The sequence below is a fragment of the Agrobacterium salinitolerans genome, assembly GCF_027498475.1.
GTDB classification, from domain to species: Bacteria; Pseudomonadota; Alphaproteobacteria; order Rhizobiales; family Rhizobiaceae; genus Agrobacterium; species Agrobacterium salinitolerans.
Genome location: NZ_JAPZLN010000001.1, coordinates 148530 through 166643, shown reverse-complemented (window position 1 = coordinate 166643; position 18114 = coordinate 148530). Strand labels below are relative to the sequence as shown.

Below are 18114 nucleotides of genomic sequence, written 5' to 3'. Positions count from 1 at the left end.
TGGAGGAGGGGCGGTGACGCAGCCGATCAAGTTTCTGGAGCCGCGCGCGAAAGTCGTCGCGGGGCGTGACCGCATCATAGCGGACCTCAAGGATATTCTGCCGGCGGATTGTCTTGTGCACGAACCGCGCGAACTCGTGCCTTTCGAAACCGACGCCTTCGTCTCCTATCGCCGCCTGCCGCTGGCCGTGGCGTTACCGAAAACGACGGAGGAGGTGGCGGCGGTGATGACATATTGTCACCGTTACGGCATACCGGTTGTGCCGCGCGGGGCTGGCACCTCGCTCTCCGGCGGGGCGATCCCGCAAGAGGATGCGGTGGTGGTCGGCCTTTCCAAGATGGCCTCGATCCTCGAACTGGATTTTTATAACCGTACAGCGCGGGTGCAGGCGGGCGTCACCAATCTTTCCATTTCCGATGCGGCAGGTGCTGAAGGTTTCTTTTACGCGCCGGACCCCAGCTCGCAGCTTGCCTGCACCATCGGCGGCAATATCGGCATGAATTCCGGCGGCGCGCATTGCCTGAAATACGGCGTCACCACCAATAATCTGCTTGGCGTGAAAATGGTGCTTGTCGATGGCACAGTGCTGGAACTGGGCGGCAAGCACCTCGATGCGGCCGGCTACGATCTGCTCGCCCTCGTCTGCGGCTCGGAAGGTCAGCTCGGTATCGTCACGGAAGCGACGGTGCGGCTGATCGCCAGGCCGGAAGGCGCGCGACCGGTGCTGTTCGGCTTCGAGACGTCCGAGGAGGCCGGTTCCTGCGTGGCCGATATCATCGGGGCGGGCATCATCCCGGTCGCCATCGAATTCATGGACAAGCCGGCCATCGAAATCTGCGAGGCCTTCGCCAAAGCGGGCTATCCGCTGGATGTCGGCGCGCTGCTGATCGTCGAGGTCGAAGGCTCCGAGGCGGAAATGGATGCCATGCTGGCTGACATCGTGGCGATTGCCCGAAAACATGGCGTGAAGACGGTGAAGGAATGCCAGTCGGCGATGGAAGCGGCGGCAATCTGGAAAGGCCGCAAATCCGCCTTCGGCGCGACCGGCCGCATCGCGGATTATATCTGCATGGATGGAACGGTGCCGCTTTCGCAACTTTCTTATGTATTGAAAAAGACAAGCGAAATCACCGACCGGCTCGGCCTGCGCGTCGCCAATGTCTTCCATGCCGGCGATGGCAACATGCACCCGCTCATCCTGTTCAACGCCAACGATCCGGAGGACGCAGCCCGTGCGGAAGAGGCAGGCAATGAAATATTGAAGCTCTGCGTCGATGCCGGCGGTTGTCTCACCGGCGAACATGGTGTCGGTATCGAGAAACGGGATTTGATGCGCCACCAGTATGGCGAGGCCGATCTTGCCCAGCAGATGGCGGTGCGCGCGGCTTTCGATGAGGACTGGCTGATGAACCCTTCCAAGGTGTTTCCGCTGGAGGGGAGGGGATGATGGGTGTGGGATTTTTGACGTTGGAGAGTGTGGCTTACCCCCCTCTGCCCTGCCGGGCATCTCCCCCTCAAGGGGGGAGATCGATATGCCGCCCTCGCTCGTTTCATTGGCAGGGTGCCATCCGCTTGTCGATCTCCCCCCTTGAGGGGGAGATGCCCGGCAGGGCAGAGGGGGCTGTCTCTTGCTCCGAGCGCAGTGTTTCCCACACAAACGTCGCTATCCCATGCCCGGAGCCCGCCACCCCATGCTGACCCCCTATGCAGAAACCCAGGTCGCCGACATCATCCGCGACCACGCCGCGCGAAAATCCGCACTGAAAATCATCGGCGGCAACACCCGCTCCGGTTTCGGCAATGCTGTCACGGCAGATGAAGCACTCTCTTCCCGCGCGATGAACGGCATCGTTTCCTATCTGCCCGCCGAAATGGTCATGACCGTCAAGGCCGGCACCCCGCTCGCCACCGTCGAGGCGGCTCTCACTGAAAACCGTCAGATGATGGCCTTCGAGCCGATGGATCACCGCCCGATCATGGGCACCGAGGGTGAGCCGACCATTGGTGGCGTCTTCGCCGCCAATGTTTCCGGCCCGCGCCGTTATGTGGCCGGTGCGGCCCGCGACAGCCTGCTGGGTATCCGTTTCGTCAATGGCAGCGGTGAGGTCATCAAGGCCGGCGGCCGGGTGATGAAGAATGTCACCGGGCTCGATCTTTCGAAATTCCTGGCTGGGTCTTTCGGCACGCTCGGTTTCCTCACCGAAGTCACATTCCGCGTGCTGCCGAAACCACCGGTGGAAAAAACCGTCGTCGTTTCCGGTCTCGACGATGAAGCGGCGACGCGCATCATGGCGGCGGCGATGGCGATGAGCGTCGAGGTTTCCGGCGCGGCGCATCTGCCGGAAAGCGTTCGTTCCCGTTTCATCGATGGCGGATTGCCGGACGGCCCGGCGACCATCCTGCGTCTGGAAGGCCTTGCGGCTTCGGTGGAGGCGCGCACGGCCAAACTCCTTTCCGTCATGGACCGGGTCGGGCCGTGGGCGCTGCTGGAGGCCGAGGAGAGCAGGCTTTTGTGGCGTCAGGTGCGCGATGTCGCACCCTATGCCGGGCGGGCGGCGAAGCCCTTGTGGAAAGTATCGGTCGCGCCTTCGGTGGGGCATCAGCTTGTTGCGGCGCTGCGCATGGAGGCGGGCATAGACGCCTTTTACGACTGGCAGGGCGGCCTTGTCTGGATGCAGATGGAGGCGGACCCCGAGGCGGATTTGCTGCGGGGCGCGATCCGGGCGCTTGGCGGCGGCCACGCGACTTTGGTGAGGGCAAGTGATGCGGCGCGCGCCACGGTCGCGGCCTTCGAACCGCGCCCGGCGGCGGAAGCGCTGCTTTCTGCGCGTATCAGGGAGAAGCTCGATCCGGCGGGCATCTTCAATCCCGGCAAGATGGCCGTAACGATGGAAGGGGCCGTCTGAACCATGCAAACATCATTCACATCAGAACAACTGGCCGATCCGCATGTGGCGGAATCCGAAAAAATCCTGCGCAAATGTGTGCATTGCGGCTTCTGCACCGCCACCTGTCCCACCTATGTCACGCTCGGCAACGAGCTGGACAGTCCGCGCGGCCGCATCTACCTCATCAAGGACATGCTGGAAAACAGTCGCCCGGCCGACCGCGAGGTCGTCACCCATATCGACCGCTGTCTTTCCTGCCTTGCCTGCACCACCACCTGTCCCTCCGGCGTGGATTACATGCATCTGGTCGATCATGCTCGCGCCCATATCGAACAGACATACAAGCGCCCCTTCAGGGATCGGCTGATCCGTAATCTTCTGGTTGCCGTCCTGCCCCATCCAGCCCGTTTCCGGCTGGCCCTGCATCTGGCCCGGCTGGCGCGGCCTTTCTCCGGTCTGCTTGCCAAGGTTCCGGCGCTGAAGCCGCTGCAATCCATGCTCGCTCTCGCCCCCGTCGCCGTGCCTGCGGCCTCCGCATCGACCCGTCCGGGAGAGCGGCCGGCCGAAGGCGAGAAACGTGGACGCGTGGCAATCCTCACCGGCTGCGCCCAGCCGGTGCTCGATCCCGGCATCAACGAGGCGACGTTGCGCCTGCTGGCGCGGCTCGGCATTGAGGTCGTGGTGCCGAAGGGGGAGGGCTGCTGCGGTTCTCTCGTGCATCATATGGGGCGCGAGGAAGAGGCGCTCACCTCCGCAAGGCGCAACGTTGACGTCTGGACGCGCGAGATGGAACGCGGCGGTCTCGACGCCATCATCATCACCGCTTCCGGCTGCGGCACCACCATCAAGGATTACGGCCATATGCTGCGGCTCGATCCGGCCTATGCCGAAAAAGCCGCGCGGGTCTCGGCTTTGGCGAAGGACATCACCGAATATCTCGCCACCCTCGATCTGCCGCAAAAGCAGAACCAGGGTCTGACGGTGGCCTATCATTCCGCCTGCTCCATGCAGCATGGCCAGAAGATCACGCTGGCGCCGAAACAGCTCTTGAAAGCGGCAGGTTTTACCGTGCGTGACCCGGCGGAAGGACATCTGTGCTGCGGCTCGGCCGGAACCTACAACATCCTGCAGCCGGAAATTTCCAGCAAACTCAAGGCGCGCAAGGTGAAAAATATCGAAGCCACAAAGGCGGATGTCATCGCCACAGGCAATATCGGCTGCATCACGCAGATCGGAACCGGCACGGATATGCCGATCCTGCACACGGTGGAGCTGCTGGACTGGGCCTATGGCGGGCCGAAACCGGCGAGGCTTTCGGTTTAGAACGCCGTGTGCCGATAAGGCAGTGATCCAGCGCGCCATGACGTGTGCCGCAAAGATTGGGTCGTGAGGGTTTTCTTTGTTCTCTCCTCATCCCTGTGCTTGTCACAGGGATCCAGCCAGCCCAAGTCTTGGGCTTGAAGGACTCTCCCCGCCGCGCAGACGCGCGTCGGCTGGATTCCTGTGACAAGCACATGAATGACGGAAGAGAGCTAGAACTTATACGCCACGCCGAAATTCACCGCATTGGTGATGATATCGGTCTTCAACGAGCCGCCATTGTCGATATCGACGTCGATAAAGGAATAGGTGCCCTTATATTCCACGAAGGTCGACCAGTTGTCGGTGATGCGGTAGCTGAGGCCGGCCTGCGCCTGCAGGGTTGCGCCGCCGAACTGGTATTCGAAGGTCCTGCCTGACGGGCGATACACTTCCACATGCGGCACGTTGATGCCGACGCCGGCACCCACATAAGGGGTGATCGGCAGGGATTCCAGCGGGAAGCGATAGAGCGCATTCAGCGTCAAAAGGTTCAGGCCGTCGGTGAATTCGAAATGCGACCAGCCGGAACGGGCAAGCGTCTCGTCGTCGGCATAGACCTTGTCATGGGTGAAATCGAGCGAGATGCCGAAATTCCTGAGCTGGCCCTCATCGAACCAGTAGGTGCCGCGCACGCCCCAATAGGGTGGATTGGAAAACGACTTGCCTTCCCACCCGGCCCGGAAATCAGGCCCGTCGGAAACCGTCACATCGCTGTGCGGCGCGCTTTGCCAGCCGCCATAACCGGAAATTTCAAATTCGCCCGCGATTGCGGCAGAGAAGGAAACGCCGCTGAAGAGCAGGGCGCAAACAAATGAAGTATGGCGCGGCATGAAGTGAATCCAGATTGATATCAGTAATTCACCAAACCGTTTTTTTATAACATTTGAATGACAGAAACGAAAAACGGGCGGTCAGTTGACCACCCGTTTCAAGGCCGTTCCGTCATCTTTGTGAGAGAGGTCCGGCGCCTGGCGTCCCCCGCCAAGTCTCCTTCAATCAATCTAGCGCCGATTGTACCGCTGCGGGACGTCAATTCAAGCGCGATGCGCCGCCACGCCGAATATAAGCCTACGTATTAGCGGTGCCGTTGCCATCATATCACTATGACCTTGGTGCCCACATTCACGCGTTCATAGAGATCGGTGACGTCCTCGTTGCGCATGCGGATGCAGCCGGAGGAATTGTTGCTGCCGATTGTCCAGGGTTGGTTGGTGCCGTGGATGCGGTAAAGCGTCGAGCCGAGATACATGGCGCGGGCGCCCATCGGGTTCGCCGGGCCGCCTTCCATGAAGGCCGGCAGGTAATGTCCCTTCCTCGCCTCGCGGGTGATCATTTCCTTCGGCGGGGTCCAGCTCGGCCATTCCGCCTTGCGGGTCACCTTGTGGGTGCCTGCCCATTCGAAACCGGGCTTGCCGACACCGACGCCGTACCGCCGGGCCTTGCCATCGGCGAGAACGAGATAAAGGAAACGGTTCGGCGTATCGATGACGATGGTCCCGGGTTTTTCACTGGTCGTATAGGTGACGATCTGCGGCAGGAATTGCGGTGCGATCTGGGTGCGCACCGGCGCGTTGGGGCGTACTGCGGCATTCTGCACCCTTGCCGGGCGCTGCGATGTGACGCCGGAGCTGGGGCGCTGCGGCATGGCGGCCTGACGCCGCTGGAAGAACGGCTGGCGTGCGGCAGGGGCGTGCGGATAAACCACGGGGCGAACATTGCCGCGACCGCCGAGCTGGGTGACCCAGGGGGCGGAAAGATCGGGGCTGACGACAATGGGCGGACGCTCGCGATAACGCTCATTGGCCATGGCGGCCGGAACGGCAAAGGTGGAAACGAGGCTCAGCGCCAGAAAAACGGACTTCATCGTCATCGGGTGGACTCTCTCTGCGGGATGTCGCAACTATGGATTTGCGGGGCTGTTCGCCCGCTTTGACGGACAGGTTCGCACCTCGACGCCAGCGAATCGTAAATGGCGGCTCATTAAAAAGCGCTTGATTAGGGAAAGCTGTATTTAAGGTTAGCACCCGGTTTTGAAACGTGGTGAATGAGTGGTAAGTGCGCGGTCTGAACCGGTCGCGGGCTGGAGTGAGAAGGGTGATTGCGGAATGAATGAAGCGGGACTTGAAACGGGCGCGGATGGCCTCGTGCGGTGTTTCTGGCAGCAGGGACTTGCGGATTACAGCCGTTACCACGACGAGGAATGGGGCTATCCCGTCACCGACGATCGCCGCCTTTTCGAGAAGATTTGCCTGGAAGGTTTCCAGTCCGGCCTTTCCTGGCTGACCGTTCTGCGCAAGCGCGAGGCTTTCCGTCTCGCTTTCGCCAATTTCGAATTCGAAAAGGTGGCGGAATTCGGTGACGCCGATATCGAGCGCTGCCTTGCCGACAAGGGCATCATCCGCCATCGCGGCAAGATCGTTTCGACCATCAACAATGCCCGCCGCGCCATGGCGCTGCGTGATGAATTCGGTTCGCTCGCCCGTTATTTCTGGGGTTTCGAACCGGCCGCCGCAGAAAGGCCGCAAAGGCTGGACTATGCGACTTTAAGGGCCAACCCCACCAGCGCCGCCTCCGTCCGCCTTTCCAAGGATTTGAAGAACCGGGGCTGGACCTTTGTCGGCCCGACGACCGTCTATGCATTCATGCAGGCCATGGGTATGGTCAACGACCATATCGAAGGCTGTCATTGCCGCCAGCCGATTGAGGCCATGCGGCGGGAGTTTGTACGTCCATGAAGGTAACCTCCCTTCTTCTGGCTCTCACCCTGGCAGTCGCCGCCCTGCCGCATGCCTCCTTCGCGGAAGGCCGCAATGTCGACGGTATCTGGCTCGATGACGGTGAAAGGCTGAGGGAAGTAGTCCTGCCGCCGGAGGGACCGCTGACGCTGGACGGCTGGACACGGCGTGGGCGTGGCGATGTCTATCGCATGAAGGTGAAGGCCGGGCAGACGGTGAAGATCGAGCTTGCAGCTTCCAGCGAATTCGTGCTGATGGCGGTCTTTGATTTTTCGACGCCGGATGAGGACGCGATCTTCTTCAGCGATTCCCAAGGGAAAACTGCAACCCTGACGCCCAAGGCGGATACGGAATGGCTGATCCGCCCGACGCTGATCCTGGGATCGCCGCGCCGTGGGCTCGGCGCGCACTACACCTTGACGATCAGCACCGGAAAATAACGCCCCGCCTTTTGCTCAGGCGGCCTGGGTCAGCATGATCAGACCGAAACTCAGAACACCCAGCAGCACGAGCGACAGGCTGGCGGCAATGATGACCTTGCCACCGGCATGGCGAAGGCTGCGAATATCGACGGATAGTCCCAGAGCCGCCATCGACATGATGGTGAGGATGTTGGAGAGCGAGGCGACGGGGGAAAGCAGGACCTCGGGGATGAGGCCGAAGGAGCGCGCCATGATCATCAGCACGAAGCCGATGATGAACCACGGAACCATCTGCTGCAGCTTCAGGCGTCCCTTGCCGGACTGGCCGTGGATGACGGAGAGAGTGGCGATGACAGGCCCCAGCATCAGCACGCGGATGAGCTTGACGATGGTGCCCGTCTGCACGGCCACGGCTCCTAGCGGTGCGGTGGCGGCCAGAACCTGCGGCACGGCATAGACCGTAAGCCCGGCGAAGATGCCATATTGGGTGGCGTCGAGTCCGAGGAGCTGCGGCAGGAACGGCATCAAAAGCACGGCAGCGACACCGAGAACGGCAGTAAAAGCAATCGAGGCGGCGACATCTTCAGGCTTGGCGCCGATGGCGGGCGCAGCAGCTGCAATGGCGGAATTGCCGCAGATGGAATTGCCGCAGGCGATAAGGGTTGCGAGTTTGGGCGGTAGACCCAGCATTCGTCCGGCTGCGTAGCTCACAGCCAACGACAGCGCCACGATCAGCGCGATGCCGCCGATCAGCAAGCCGCCAGCGCCTTTGAGAATGGAAAGGCTCAAGGATGCGCCGAGAAGCGCCACGGCGATTTCAAGCAGGGTCTTGGCACTGAACTTTATCCCCGCCGAAGCGACTGAAGGCAGCGACACCAGCGAACGCAAAAGCGTGCCGATCAGGATGGCAAGAACCAGATCGCCAAGCCAGGCGTGACCGGCAATCCGCACCTGAAAACGCTCCGCCAGAATGGCGGCACAGCTGACCGCCGCGCAGATGAGAATGCCCGGCAGAAGCGGGCTGAGCCAGCGGAGAGAAAACTGAAAGGGGTGAGCGAGGGTGCGATGGTGTGCCATGGGCAGACAATGCCGCAGTCGCCTGTTTTATTCTATCAAATAATATGGCATATATCGTTCGATAAAATCGAATGAAACGCCATGACCTTCGAACAACTCCGCATCTTCATCGCCGTCGCCGAACGCGAACATCTGACCCGCGCCGCCGAAGCCATCGGCCTCACGGCGTCCGCCGTCAGTTCCGCCATCAAGAATCTCGAGGCCTTTTATAATGTCGAGCTGTTCCATCGCGTCGGCCGCAACATCGAGTTGACCGAAAGCGGCCGGGCGTTTCTGGGCGAAGCAAAGGCGACGCTGGCGCGCGTGCGCAATGCCGAATTGATCCTCTCTGAGATGGGCGGGCTGACGCGCGGCGAAATTACCGTCTGCGCCAGCCAGACGATTGCCAGCTACTGGCTGCCGCCAATCCTGATACAGTTCAAGAAACTCTATCCCGGCGTGACCGTGCGGCTTGATATCGGTAATACCAAGACGGTGACGGAGGCGGTGCTGGAAGGTCTGGCGGAGGTCGGGTTCATCGAAGGCAAGATCGATGAGCCGGCACTGATGGTGCAGCCGGTCGTGTCGGACAAGCTGCTGGTCGTCACCGGTTCGGCCCACCCCTTTGCCGATGGCCGTTATCTCACAGCACTTGATATGCTTTACGGCACATCCTGGGTGCTGCGTGAGCAGGGCTCCGGTACCCGTTCCGCCTTTGAGGCGGCGGTGCGGCAGATGGGTGTGGATCCGGGTGAGCTCTCCGTCATGCTGGAATTGCCATCCAACGAGGCCGTGGTGATGGCTGCCCGCTCCGGCGGCGCGGCCACCGCCGTCTCCGCTTCCGTCGCGTCGCTTTTCCTGCGACAGGGCATGCTGGTCCGCGCCGGTATCGATCTGCCGGCACGCAATTTTGCCCTGCTGCGCCACAAGGAGCGCCATACCAGCCGCGCTGCGATGGAGCTGGAGCGTCTCAGCCGGGCGGCGTCGGAGGATTATAAGGCGGGACTTGCGGGATTGTAGGCCGCAGGCGCAAGGCGCGTGACGCTCACGTCATTTCCCGCGCAATGACATGATGCACGATGCGATAATCCCTGCTTTCCTCCCCGAAGGGGGCTAGCGGCCAGTCCCATGCAGCAGCAGGCGCGGCAATCTCGATGCCATGCAGCAGGTCTTCATGCTGCTGCACGCTTCCATCCTTGCCGATGACATCGAAGGCTGTATCCGTCACAAGGCAGACCTTGCAGGGCAGGCCGGCCAGTGCATCGACATGCGTATGGATGAGCTTTGGCAGGAGATCGTCCGGCACAGTCGCGATTTTCTCCCGCTCCAGCCGATGCTGCGCGCCCGTGCCGAGCTGCGACAGGAGGTTGGCCGAGACGACGAAATCGAGATAGGGCACTCGCCGCAGGAAATCGAGCGGTTCCGCCGTCCGGCCCGCCAGGAGATCATCGAAGCCGGAGAGATCGCGATTGGCGATGCGGACATTCTTTTTGGCGTTCAGCCGCAGCTTCGCCTGGACGCTGGCAAGATGCACCAGATCGACCAGAACGACGGTATCGAACATCGCTACCAGCGCATCGTGGGGCACATCCCGCAACAGGCCGGAACCCAGAACGACTGCCGTCCGTCGCTGCTTCAGCTTTCTCGCCGCTTGCAGCACGAATTGCCGGCTGTTGTTCTCATGCTCCGCCCAGGCTTTCGCGCACCGATTGGCGCGCGCCCAGAGGTTGACGGAATAGCGGACATGCGGCCGGAATTCTTTCGGCGTGACCGCGCGGGTGGCGGCATATTGCAGGGCTTCGAGGATCATGAATGCCTAACGGTAAATTTCACGACGATGGCCGATTTCGACCACCAGAACGACCAGCTTGTGGTCCTGTATATCGCAGATGATGCGGTAATCGCCCACCCGGTAACGCCAGAAATTTCCGAGTTCGGAACCCTGTAGGGCCACGCCGGTTTGGCGCGGGTCGTCCAGCGCCGCCAGCCTTTCATGGAGAAAGCTGCGGATACGCCGGCGCACTTCCGGGTTTATTTTGCGCATCTCTTTCTGGACAAGCGTGTGATATTCAATTGTCCAGATCACGCCAGAACTCCTCGGCGCTTATTACCTTCGATTCACCGTTCTGAATGCGGCGCGTCGCCTCTTCGGCAAGATAGAGGTCTTCCATATCCTCGATATGCTTCTCGATCGCCTCGCGGATATAGTAAGCGGATGTGCGGCCCGTGCGCTCAGACAGGGCCTTCAGCCGCTCATAGGTCTCATCAGGCAGGCGGATGGCCGTCTGTTTGCTCATGGGGGCAGGTCCTTTACGATCCGAAGTGGGATACACGTATCCCATATATCATCACTTGCCTTGCGGGGCCAGCAGAACCACAGCCTTTGCGGCTTGCCGCACCGGGCTTCATCCTCTAAAGCATGTCTCCCAAAAGTGCGCAGCGATTTTGGTATAAAGACATGCGCAAAAACAGAAATTAAAGCGCGGCGCGCTTTAACACCGGCATAATTTCAGGAAAATATCGGATCGGCATCATGAGCGAAAAAGCAAAAAAGCCTCAGAAACTGAAAGCCCGCCTGCCGCGCGGCTTCGTGGATCGTTCTGCTGCCGATATCCATGCCACCAATGAGATGATCGAGAAAATCCGCAAGGTCTACGAGCTTTACGGTTTCGATCCGATCGAGACCCCTCTGTTCGAATATACCGATGCGCTCGGAAAATTCCTGCCCGATAGCGACCGTCCGAACGAAGGCGTGTTTTCGCTACAGGATGACGACGACCAATGGATGAGCCTGCGCTACGACCTGACCGCACCGCTCGCCCGTCATGTCGCTGAGAATTTCAACGAAATCCAGCTGCCTTACCGCACCTATCGCGCCGGTTATGTCTTCCGCAATGAAAAGCCAGGCCCCGGCCGCTTCCGGCAGTTCATGCAGTTCGATGCCGATACGGTGGGCGCCTCCGGCGTGCAGGCCGATGCCGAAATGTGCATGATGATGGCCGATACGATGGAAGCGCTCGGCATCAGCCGCGGCGACTATGTCATCCGCGTCAACAACCGCAAGGTGCTCGACGGCGTCATGGAAGCGATCGGCCTCGGGGGTGAGGACAATGCCGGTCGTCGTCTCAACGTGCTGCGCGCCATCGACAAACTCGACAAGTTCGGCCCGGAGGGCGTGAAGCTGCTGCTCGGTCCCGGCCGCAAGGATGAGTCGGGTGATTTCACCAAGGGTGCGGGCCTCGGTGACGAGCAGATCGAAAAGGTTCTGTTTTTCGTCGGTATCACGAATTATGCCGATAGTGCCGATGATCTTGCAAAACTGGTTGCGGGTACGGCGAAGGGCGAGGAAGGCGTTGATGAACTCAACACCATCGGCGCTCTGGTCTCCAGTGCCGGTTATGATGCGACACGCATCAAGATCGACCCCTCCGTCGTTCGAGGCCTCGAATATTATACGGGTTCGGTCTTTGAGGCTGAGCTGACTTTCGACGTCACCAATGAAAAGGGCGAAAAGGTCGTGTTCGGCTCGGTCGGCGGTGGCGGTCGTTACGATGGTCTCGTTTCGCGTTTCATGGGCCAGCCGGTTCCGGCTACTGGCATCTCCATCGGCGTTTCACGCCTGATGACGGCGCTGAAGAACCTCGGCAAGCTCGGACAGGTCAAGCCGCTCGCCCCGGTGCTCGTCACGGTCATGGATGGCGATGTGGAGAGCATGGGCCGTTACCAGCGCTTTACCCAGGCGCTGCGCGCCGAGGGCATCCGCGCCGAAATGTATCAGGGTAACTGGAAGAAATTCGGCAACCAGCTGAAATATGCCGACCGTCTCGGCTCCCCCATCGCCATCATTCAGGGCGGTGACGAGCGCGCCGAGGGTGTGGTGCAGATCAAGGATCTGATCGAAGGCAAGCGCCTTTCCGGCGAGATCGAGGACAATGCCAGCTGGCGCGAGGCGCGGGTGGCGCAGGTCAGCGTGCCGGAAGCCGAGCTGGTCGCGAAGGTCCGCGAGATTCTGGAGCATCAGGCAGAGGACGTTCGCCGCGCCGCCGAAGGGCGCTGAAGCCATGGCGATCCTTGCGCTCGACCATGTTCAACTGGCAATGCCGGCGGGCCGCGAAGAAGAAGCGCGCCGGTTTTACGGCGGCCTGCTTGGTTTTGCGGAGCAGGCAAAGCCCGCCAATCTGGCCGCGCGCGGCGGGTGCTGGTTCACCTGCGGCCCGATAAAACTGCATCTCGGCGTCGAGCAGGATTTCCGCCCGGCGAAGAAAGCCCATCCGGCCCTTCTGGTCGATGATCTGGCAAGCTTGCGAAAAACACTTGAAACAGCAGGCTGCCATGTGGTTGAGGATGAGCCGCTGGAAGGGTATCACCGGTTTTATGTCCATGATCCCTTCGGAAACCGCATCGAAATGATGCAGCCGCTCGAACCGTGACGAAAAGTACCGTTCCATGCCCCTGATCGACATGCCGGAATTTGCCGGAGAGCTACTGGAAGAATTCGCCGCGCGCCGCACGAGCCGCGTGAACACGCCCGTCATCCAGCCCGCCGAACCGTTTCTGGATATGGCCGGCGAGGATTTGCGCCGCCGTATCTTCATGACGGAGAGCGAGACGGGGACAAGCCTCTGCCTGCGCCCCGAATTCACCATCCCCGTCTGCCTGCGCCATATCGAGACGGCGACCGGTACGCCGAAGCGTTATTCCTATGTGGGTGAGGTCTTCCGCCAGCGCCGTGAAGGTGCAAGCGAGTTCTATCAGGCCGGCATCGAGGATCTCGGCGATACCGATATCGCCGCCGCCGATGCCCGCGCTGTCATCGACGCCACCGGCATTCTGCAGCGCCTGCTGCCGGGCCGGGCGCTCGCCGTCACGCTGGGTGACCAGCAGGTATTCGAGGCGGTGGTTGCCGCCCTTGGCCTGCCGCTTGGCTGGCAGAAGCGGCTGGTGCAGGCTTTCGGCGATATGGCGCAGCTGGACGCGCTGCTGGAAAGCCTTGTGCATCCGAAGCCAATGACCGGCCTCGACGCGCGGGTCGCCGGCCTTCTGGCGACGGGCGACGAGGCGGTGCTGGTCGATTATCTCGACACGGTGATGCAGGAAACCGGCTATTCCACCAATGCCAGCCGCTCACCGCTCGAAATTGCCCGCCGTCTGCGGGAGAAGCTCGCGCTTGCGGCGACGCGCCTGCCGGATGAGAGTTTCGAGTTGCTGAAACAGTTCCTCGCCTTGCAGGCGCCTTTGCCTCGGGCCTCGCAGGTCCTTGGCGATTTTGCCGCCAAGGCCAAACTGAAGCTGGACGGCGCGCTTTCCGCTTTCGATAAACGCGTTGCGGCCCTTGCCAATGCCGGTGTCGATCTTGAAACCGTCACCTATGGCGCTGCCTTTGGCCGCCCGCTCGATTATTATACCGGCCTTGTTTTCGAGGTGGTGGAGGCTGGCAGCGACAGCGTGCTGGCGGGCGGCGGCCGTTACGACCGGCTGCTCACGCTTCTCGGCGCACAGGAAAAAATACCGGCCGTGGGCTTCTCGCTCTGGCTGGATCGCATCGAGACGGTGCGCGGGAGCGACAAGCCATGATCACCATCGCATTGCCCTCCAAGGGCCGGATGAAGGAAGACGCGTCCGCCGTTCTGGAACGCGCCGGGTTGAAGGTTGCGTCGGTCGGTAACGACCGCTCCTATCGCGGCCGCATCGAAGGGCGCGACGATATCGAGATCGCCTATCTCTCAGCCTCCGAGATCGCCCGCGAGATCGGCGCTGGCACGGTGGATTTCGGCGTGACGGGTGAGGACCTTGTACGCGAGGGGCTGACCAATGCCGACGCGCAGGTGGAATTCTGCGCCCGTCTCGGTTTCGGTCATGCGGATGTCGTTGTCGCCGTGCCTGAGATCTGGCTCGATGTGGACAGCATGGCCGATCTTGGCGATGTGGCGTCCGAATTCCGCGCCCGTCATGGCCGAAGGCTCGCCATTGCCACCAAATATTGGCGGCTGACGCAGCAGTTCTTTTCGCGCCAGCACGGCATTCAGCTGTATCGTATCGTTGAAAGCCTCGGCGCGACCGAGGGTGCGCCGGCGGCGGGGCAGGCGGATATCATCGTCGATATTACTTCAACCGGTTCGACGCTGAAGGCCAACCACCTGAAAATCCTCTCGGACGGCATCATCGTCCGTTCGGAAGCCTGCTTCGTGCGTGCCCGCAAGCCCGACCATGAAGGCGATGCGGCGGTTCAGGAAATCGTCTCGCGCATCAGGGCTGCGGTCTGATGACGTAAAAAAAGCCGCCGGAGCGATCCGGCGGCTTTTTATTGGCAATCGATTTGGCTTATGCGTGGGCGACAGCCGCGCCGCGCTTGGCGTCGACGGAATAGGCGCCAGCGCCGAAGGCGGCAAGCAGGATGTAAGCGCCGGCAAGGGTGATGTTCTTGACCATCATGATGCCGTTCAGCGTGTTGATCCAGCCAAGAGCCGGCTCAGGCCAGCCAGGAACGGCAACGGTGCCGCTGTGGAAAACCAGACCGGTGAAGATGCAGAAAACGGCAAGCGCCCAGGCCGCGATCTTGGTCTGGAAACCAGCGAGAATGGCAAGGCCGGCGACGAGTTCGAACAGGCCTGCAATATAGGCAAGCGCGGTTGCGGCGGGCAGGCCGGCGCCGGTGATCATGCCGGCCGTGCCGGCCGGATCGACGAGCTTGCTGAAGCCCGAGGTGATGAAGATGAAGGAAAGCAGAAGACGGGCGATGAGAACGAGAACGTTCTGGCTGGTGGACATGGATATCTCCGGTAAATAATCGGCGTGTCGCCGGTTGAACTGCAATGTCTGGAGATATCAATGACCGAAAATCATCCACCCATAAAGATGAACAATAGAAGACAAATCGTCTTCATTTTGTGAACGGTCTCGGGTGTCTATCCGGATTATGTTCAGGCGGCGAAGCGAATATCCTCAAAGCGCGGAAACAGGAAAAGTCCGGTTATGCGCCCTTGCTGGCCTTTTTCGAAGCCGGAAGATTCACCCATGCAGATGACCGGCTGCCGCATCGCCGGCAAGATGGAAAGGCCGGTTGAAAAACAGAAACGTGAGGGTGCGGTGGAAACCTGCTCGAAAAGTTCCAGCACGCGGGCGTGGTCTGCGCGGTCGTAACAGCGGACAAGGCTGAGCAATCCGCACTCGCCCGGCGGCAGGCCGTGCATAAATGACGCATGTTCGCCGAGCCGGATGACGCCGCTCGAAAGATCGCTGCTCCACTCCTCCGACATGAAGAAATGCGACAGGGTCCGGGGATCGGGCGTGGTTGTTACCGCCGCAGGCAGAGCATCGTTGCGTCTTGATATTTCAAACAAATCGCGCCCCCCGCATGAACACGTGCCAGCACCGCCGCTTCAAGCGCCACTGCCAGGTTGAACCCTTACAGCCACCCGCAGTCGAGCGTATTTGCCATACATCGAAACCCCTTCAATGCGTGGCCGCCTCGGCGCGGAACCCTTACGGGGGGTGACTTATAGTTTATTTTCCACTACCTACAACAACCACTCAGTGAGAAAATCAAAAATATTATGTATTTCTTCTTCAAAATCGTGAGGCATGCGAAAAAGTACAACTAAACAGCGCACTTGTAAGGCGGTCCGAGTTGAGGTCGGCCCCGTATGGGGTGGCGATTCGCTGGTGAATGTGCCCCATTATTGCATAGGGCTGCAAAAAATAGCCGGATAAAATCACGCCTGTTCCAAAACGGGACAATACACGAACTTCTCCTCCTGCGGCCTTAAGAATTGTGCAACCTGTTGATTCCATGTGGCATCTCTCGCGAGAGCGTCGACGTCCTCCTTGGGAGAGGCCCAAGAACCTGCAAGTGACTGATTTTATTGGATGTGATTAGATCCTTGGGGACGGCCCAAGGATGAGGCCGTTAAGCTGCGCCGCCTTCCGTCAATCACGTAGGTACCGGCAAAGAAAAAGGGCGATCCGAAGACCGCCCTTTCTTAATTCCGGTGACAGGACTGATTAGAAGTCCATGCCGCCCATGCCGCCGCCCGGCATTGCCGGCATCGGAGCGTCCTTCTTCGGAAGCTCGGCGATCATGGCTTCGGTGGTGATCAGCAGCGAAGCAACCGAGGCTGCGTTCTGCAGAGCCGTGCGGACAACCTTGACCGGGTCAACGATGCCGAGCTGGATCAGGTCGCCATATTCGCCGGTCTGGGCGTTGTAGCCGTAGTTGTCTTCGTTCTTCTCGAGGATCTTGCCAACAACGATCGAAGCTTCGTCACCCGCGTTGTCTGCGATCTGGCGAACCAGAGCCTGCAGGGCGCGGCGGATGATGTTGACGCCAGCTTCCTGATCGTCGTTTTCACCCTTGACGGTGATCTTCGTGGAGGAACGCAGCAGGGCAACGCCGCCGCCCGGTACGATGCCTTCCTGAACGGCAGCGCGCGTCGCGTTGAGAGCGTCGTCGATGCGGTCCTTCTTTTCCTTCACTTCGACTTCCGTCGAGCCGCCGACACGGATAACGGCAACGCCGCCAGCGAGCTTGGCAAGACGTTCCTGCAGCTTTTCGCGGTCGTAGTCGGAGGTGGTTTCTTCGATCTGCGCCTTGATCTGGGCAACACGGCCTTCGATGTCGGACTTCTGGCCGGCACCGTCAACGATGGTGGTGTTTTCCTTGGAGATCGAAACCTTCTTCGACTTGCCGAGCATGTCGAGAGTAACGTTTTCGAGCTTGATGCCGAGGTCTTCGGAGATGACGGTACCACCGGTCAGGATGGCGATGTCTTCCAGCATGGCCTTGCGGCGGTCGCCGAAGCCAGGAGCCTTGACAGCAGCGATCTTGAGGCCGCCACGCAGCTTGTTGACGACGAGCGTTGCAAGAGCTTCGCCTTCGACGTCTTCAGCGATGATGACGAGCGGCTTGCCGGTCTGAACGACGGCTTCGAGAACCGGCAGCATGGCCTGAAGGTTCGAGAGCTTCTTTTCGTGCAGGAGGATGTATGCGTCTTCGAGGTCCGCAATCATCTTTTCCGGGTTGGTCACGAAGTAGGGCGACAGGTAGCCGCGGTCGAACTGCATGCCTTCGACGACTTCGAGTTCGGTTTCAGCGGTCTTGGCTTCTTCAACGGTGATGACGCCTTCGTTGCCGACCTTCTGCATTGCTTCAGCAATGTCGAGGCCGATCTGACGCTCGCCGTTTGCAGAGATCGTGCCGACCTGTGCAACTTCTTCGGACGTGTTGATCTTCTTGGCCTTGGCCTGAAGGTCCTTGACGACTTCAGCGACGGCCAGATCGATACCGCGCTTCAGGTCCATCGGGTTCATGCCGGCAGCAACTGCCTTGGAACCTTCGCGAACGATGGCCTGGGCCAGAACGGTCGCGGTGGTGGTGCCGTCACCGGCGATGTCGTTGGTCTTGGAGGCAACTTCGCGAACGAGCTGCGCGCCCATGTTCTCGAACTTGTCTTCCAGTTCGATTTCCTTGGCGACGGAAACGCCGTCCTTGGTGATGCGCGGAGCGCCGAAGGACTTGTCGATAACGACGTTACGACCCTTCGGGCCGAGGGTGACCTTCACTGCATCAGCAAGAATGTCGACGCCCTTGAGCATCTTTTCGCGTGCTGTGCGGCCGAATTTTACTTCTTTGGCTGCCATGTTCAAAACTCCTGG

Annotated in this window: 19 protein-coding genes; 10 read left to right on the top strand and 9 right to left on the bottom strand. The window is 60.6% G+C overall.

The features are described 5' to 3' along the window. The first annotated feature begins 13 nt into the window (after positions 1–13). From O9X91_RS00780 to glcF, 3 genes are all read left to right on the top strand, one after another. Complete coding sequence (locus O9X91_RS00780; RefSeq protein ID WP_137409819.1) at positions 14–1447, top strand: FAD-linked oxidase C-terminal domain-containing protein; 1434 nt, start codon at positions 14–16, stop codon at positions 1445–1447. 244 nt (positions 1448–1691) lie between these two features. Then, positions 1692–2906, top strand: coding sequence for an FAD-binding protein (locus O9X91_RS00775; protein WP_269826032.1), 1215 nt, complete (start codon positions 1692–1694; stop codon positions 2904–2906). Positions 2907–2909: 3 nt separating this feature from the next. Next, the gene (gene glcF, locus O9X91_RS00770) at positions 2910–4211 is read left to right on the top strand and encodes a glycolate oxidase subunit GlcF (protein WP_191217038.1); all 1302 of its coding nucleotides are present in this window, start codon (positions 2910–2912) and stop codon (positions 4209–4211) included. A gap of 209 nt (positions 4212–4420) precedes the next feature. On the opposite strand, the gene O9X91_RS00765 is transcribed toward glcF, so the two are convergent. Together O9X91_RS00765 and O9X91_RS00760 are read right to left on the bottom strand one after the other, a co-directional pair. Further along, positions 4421–5080, bottom strand: coding sequence for an outer membrane beta-barrel protein (locus O9X91_RS00765; RefSeq protein ID WP_142912811.1), 660 nt, complete (start codon positions 5078–5080; stop codon positions 4421–4423). A 263-nt stretch (positions 5081–5343) separates the two neighbouring features. Next, a complete protein-coding gene (locus O9X91_RS00760) occupies positions 5344–6120 on the bottom strand; it encodes a L,D-transpeptidase (RefSeq protein ID WP_269833339.1) in 777 nt (258 codons plus the stop codon). Between the two features lie 235 nt (positions 6121–6355). On the opposite strand from O9X91_RS00760, the gene O9X91_RS00755 reads away from it, so the two are divergent. Both O9X91_RS00755 and O9X91_RS00750 read left to right on the top strand, forming a co-directional pair. After that, entirely contained in the window at positions 6356–6985 is a 630-nt protein-coding gene (locus O9X91_RS00755; RefSeq protein ID WP_142912812.1) for a DNA-3-methyladenine glycosylase I, read from the top strand. Continuing rightward, positions 6982–7425, top strand: coding sequence for a hypothetical protein (locus tag O9X91_RS00750; RefSeq protein WP_269826029.1), 444 nt, complete (start codon positions 6982–6984; stop codon positions 7423–7425). The genes O9X91_RS00755 and O9X91_RS00750 overlap by 4 nt, the downstream gene beginning before the upstream one ends. A 15-nt stretch (positions 7426–7440) precedes the next feature. Here the strand turns inward: O9X91_RS00750 and O9X91_RS00745 are convergent, their stop codons facing one another. Then, entirely contained in the window at positions 7441–8484 is a 1044-nt protein-coding gene (locus O9X91_RS00745) for a YeiH family protein (RefSeq protein WP_089153242.1), read from the bottom strand. Positions 8485–8565: 81 nt separating this feature from the next. Here O9X91_RS00745 and O9X91_RS00740 point away from each other — a divergent pair, with 81 nt between their 5' ends. Further along, entirely contained in the window at positions 8566–9483 is a 918-nt protein-coding gene (locus O9X91_RS00740) for a LysR substrate-binding domain-containing protein (protein ID WP_269826028.1), read from the top strand. Positions 9484–9508: 25 nt separating this feature from the next. Here O9X91_RS00740 and O9X91_RS00735 read toward each other — a convergent pair whose 3' ends face one another. Genes O9X91_RS00735 through relB form a run of 3 tightly spaced genes read right to left on the bottom strand, consistent with a single transcriptional unit; the run spans position 9509 to position 10760 of the window. Then, complete coding sequence (locus O9X91_RS00735; RefSeq protein ID WP_142912815.1) at positions 9509–10273, bottom strand: hypothetical protein; 765 nt, start codon at positions 10271–10273, stop codon at positions 9509–9511. Between the two features lie 6 nt (positions 10274–10279). After that, positions 10280–10549 (bottom strand): type II toxin-antitoxin system RelE family toxin, encoded by a 270-nt coding sequence (locus O9X91_RS00730; RefSeq protein ID WP_269826027.1) that lies wholly within the window; start codon positions 10547–10549, stop codon positions 10280–10282. After that, positions 10533–10760: a type II toxin-antitoxin system RelB family antitoxin gene (gene relB / locus O9X91_RS00725; protein WP_077983309.1), complete on the bottom strand. Its 228-nt coding sequence runs from the start codon at positions 10758–10760 to the stop codon at positions 10533–10535. Before relB ends, O9X91_RS00730 begins: the two co-directional genes overlap by 17 nt. A gap of 236 nt (positions 10761–10996) precedes the next feature. Here relB and hisS point away from each other — a divergent pair, with 236 nt between their 5' ends. The 4 genes from hisS to hisG are packed head-to-tail and all read left to right on the top strand — an operon-like array spanning position 10997 to position 14726. Continuing rightward, positions 10997–12520: a histidine--tRNA ligase gene (hisS, locus tag O9X91_RS00720; protein WP_269826026.1), complete on the top strand. Its 1524-nt coding sequence runs from the start codon at positions 10997–10999 to the stop codon at positions 12518–12520. Between the two features lie 4 nt (positions 12521–12524). Then, positions 12525–12893: a VOC family protein gene (locus O9X91_RS00715; protein ID WP_077983307.1), complete on the top strand. Its 369-nt coding sequence runs from the start codon at positions 12525–12527 to the stop codon at positions 12891–12893. A 16-nt stretch (positions 12894–12909) separates the two neighbouring features. Further along, positions 12910–14037 (top strand): ATP phosphoribosyltransferase regulatory subunit, encoded by a 1128-nt coding sequence (locus tag O9X91_RS00710; protein ID WP_269826025.1) that lies wholly within the window; start codon positions 12910–12912, stop codon positions 14035–14037. Beyond that, positions 14034–14726: an ATP phosphoribosyltransferase gene (gene hisG / locus O9X91_RS00705; protein ID WP_137409830.1), complete on the top strand. Its 693-nt coding sequence runs from the start codon at positions 14034–14036 to the stop codon at positions 14724–14726. The genes O9X91_RS00710 and hisG overlap by 4 nt, the downstream gene beginning before the upstream one ends. A 58-nt stretch (positions 14727–14784) precedes the next feature. On the opposite strand, the gene O9X91_RS00700 is transcribed toward hisG, so the two are convergent. The 3 genes from O9X91_RS00700 to groL form a co-directional block, all read right to left on the bottom strand. Next, the gene (locus O9X91_RS00700) at positions 14785–15231 is read right to left on the bottom strand and encodes a DoxX family protein (protein ID WP_142912818.1); all 447 of its coding nucleotides are present in this window, start codon (positions 15229–15231) and stop codon (positions 14785–14787) included. Positions 15232–15383: 152 nt separating this feature from the next. Further along, a complete protein-coding gene (locus O9X91_RS00695) occupies positions 15384–15803 on the bottom strand; it encodes a hypothetical protein (RefSeq protein ID WP_077982873.1) in 420 nt (139 codons plus the stop codon). A 661-nt stretch (positions 15804–16464) separates the two neighbouring features. After that, a complete protein-coding gene (gene groL / locus O9X91_RS00690; protein ID WP_077982872.1) occupies positions 16465–18099 on the bottom strand; it encodes a chaperonin GroEL in 1635 nt (544 codons plus the stop codon). Positions 18100–18114 lie beyond the last annotated feature (15 nt).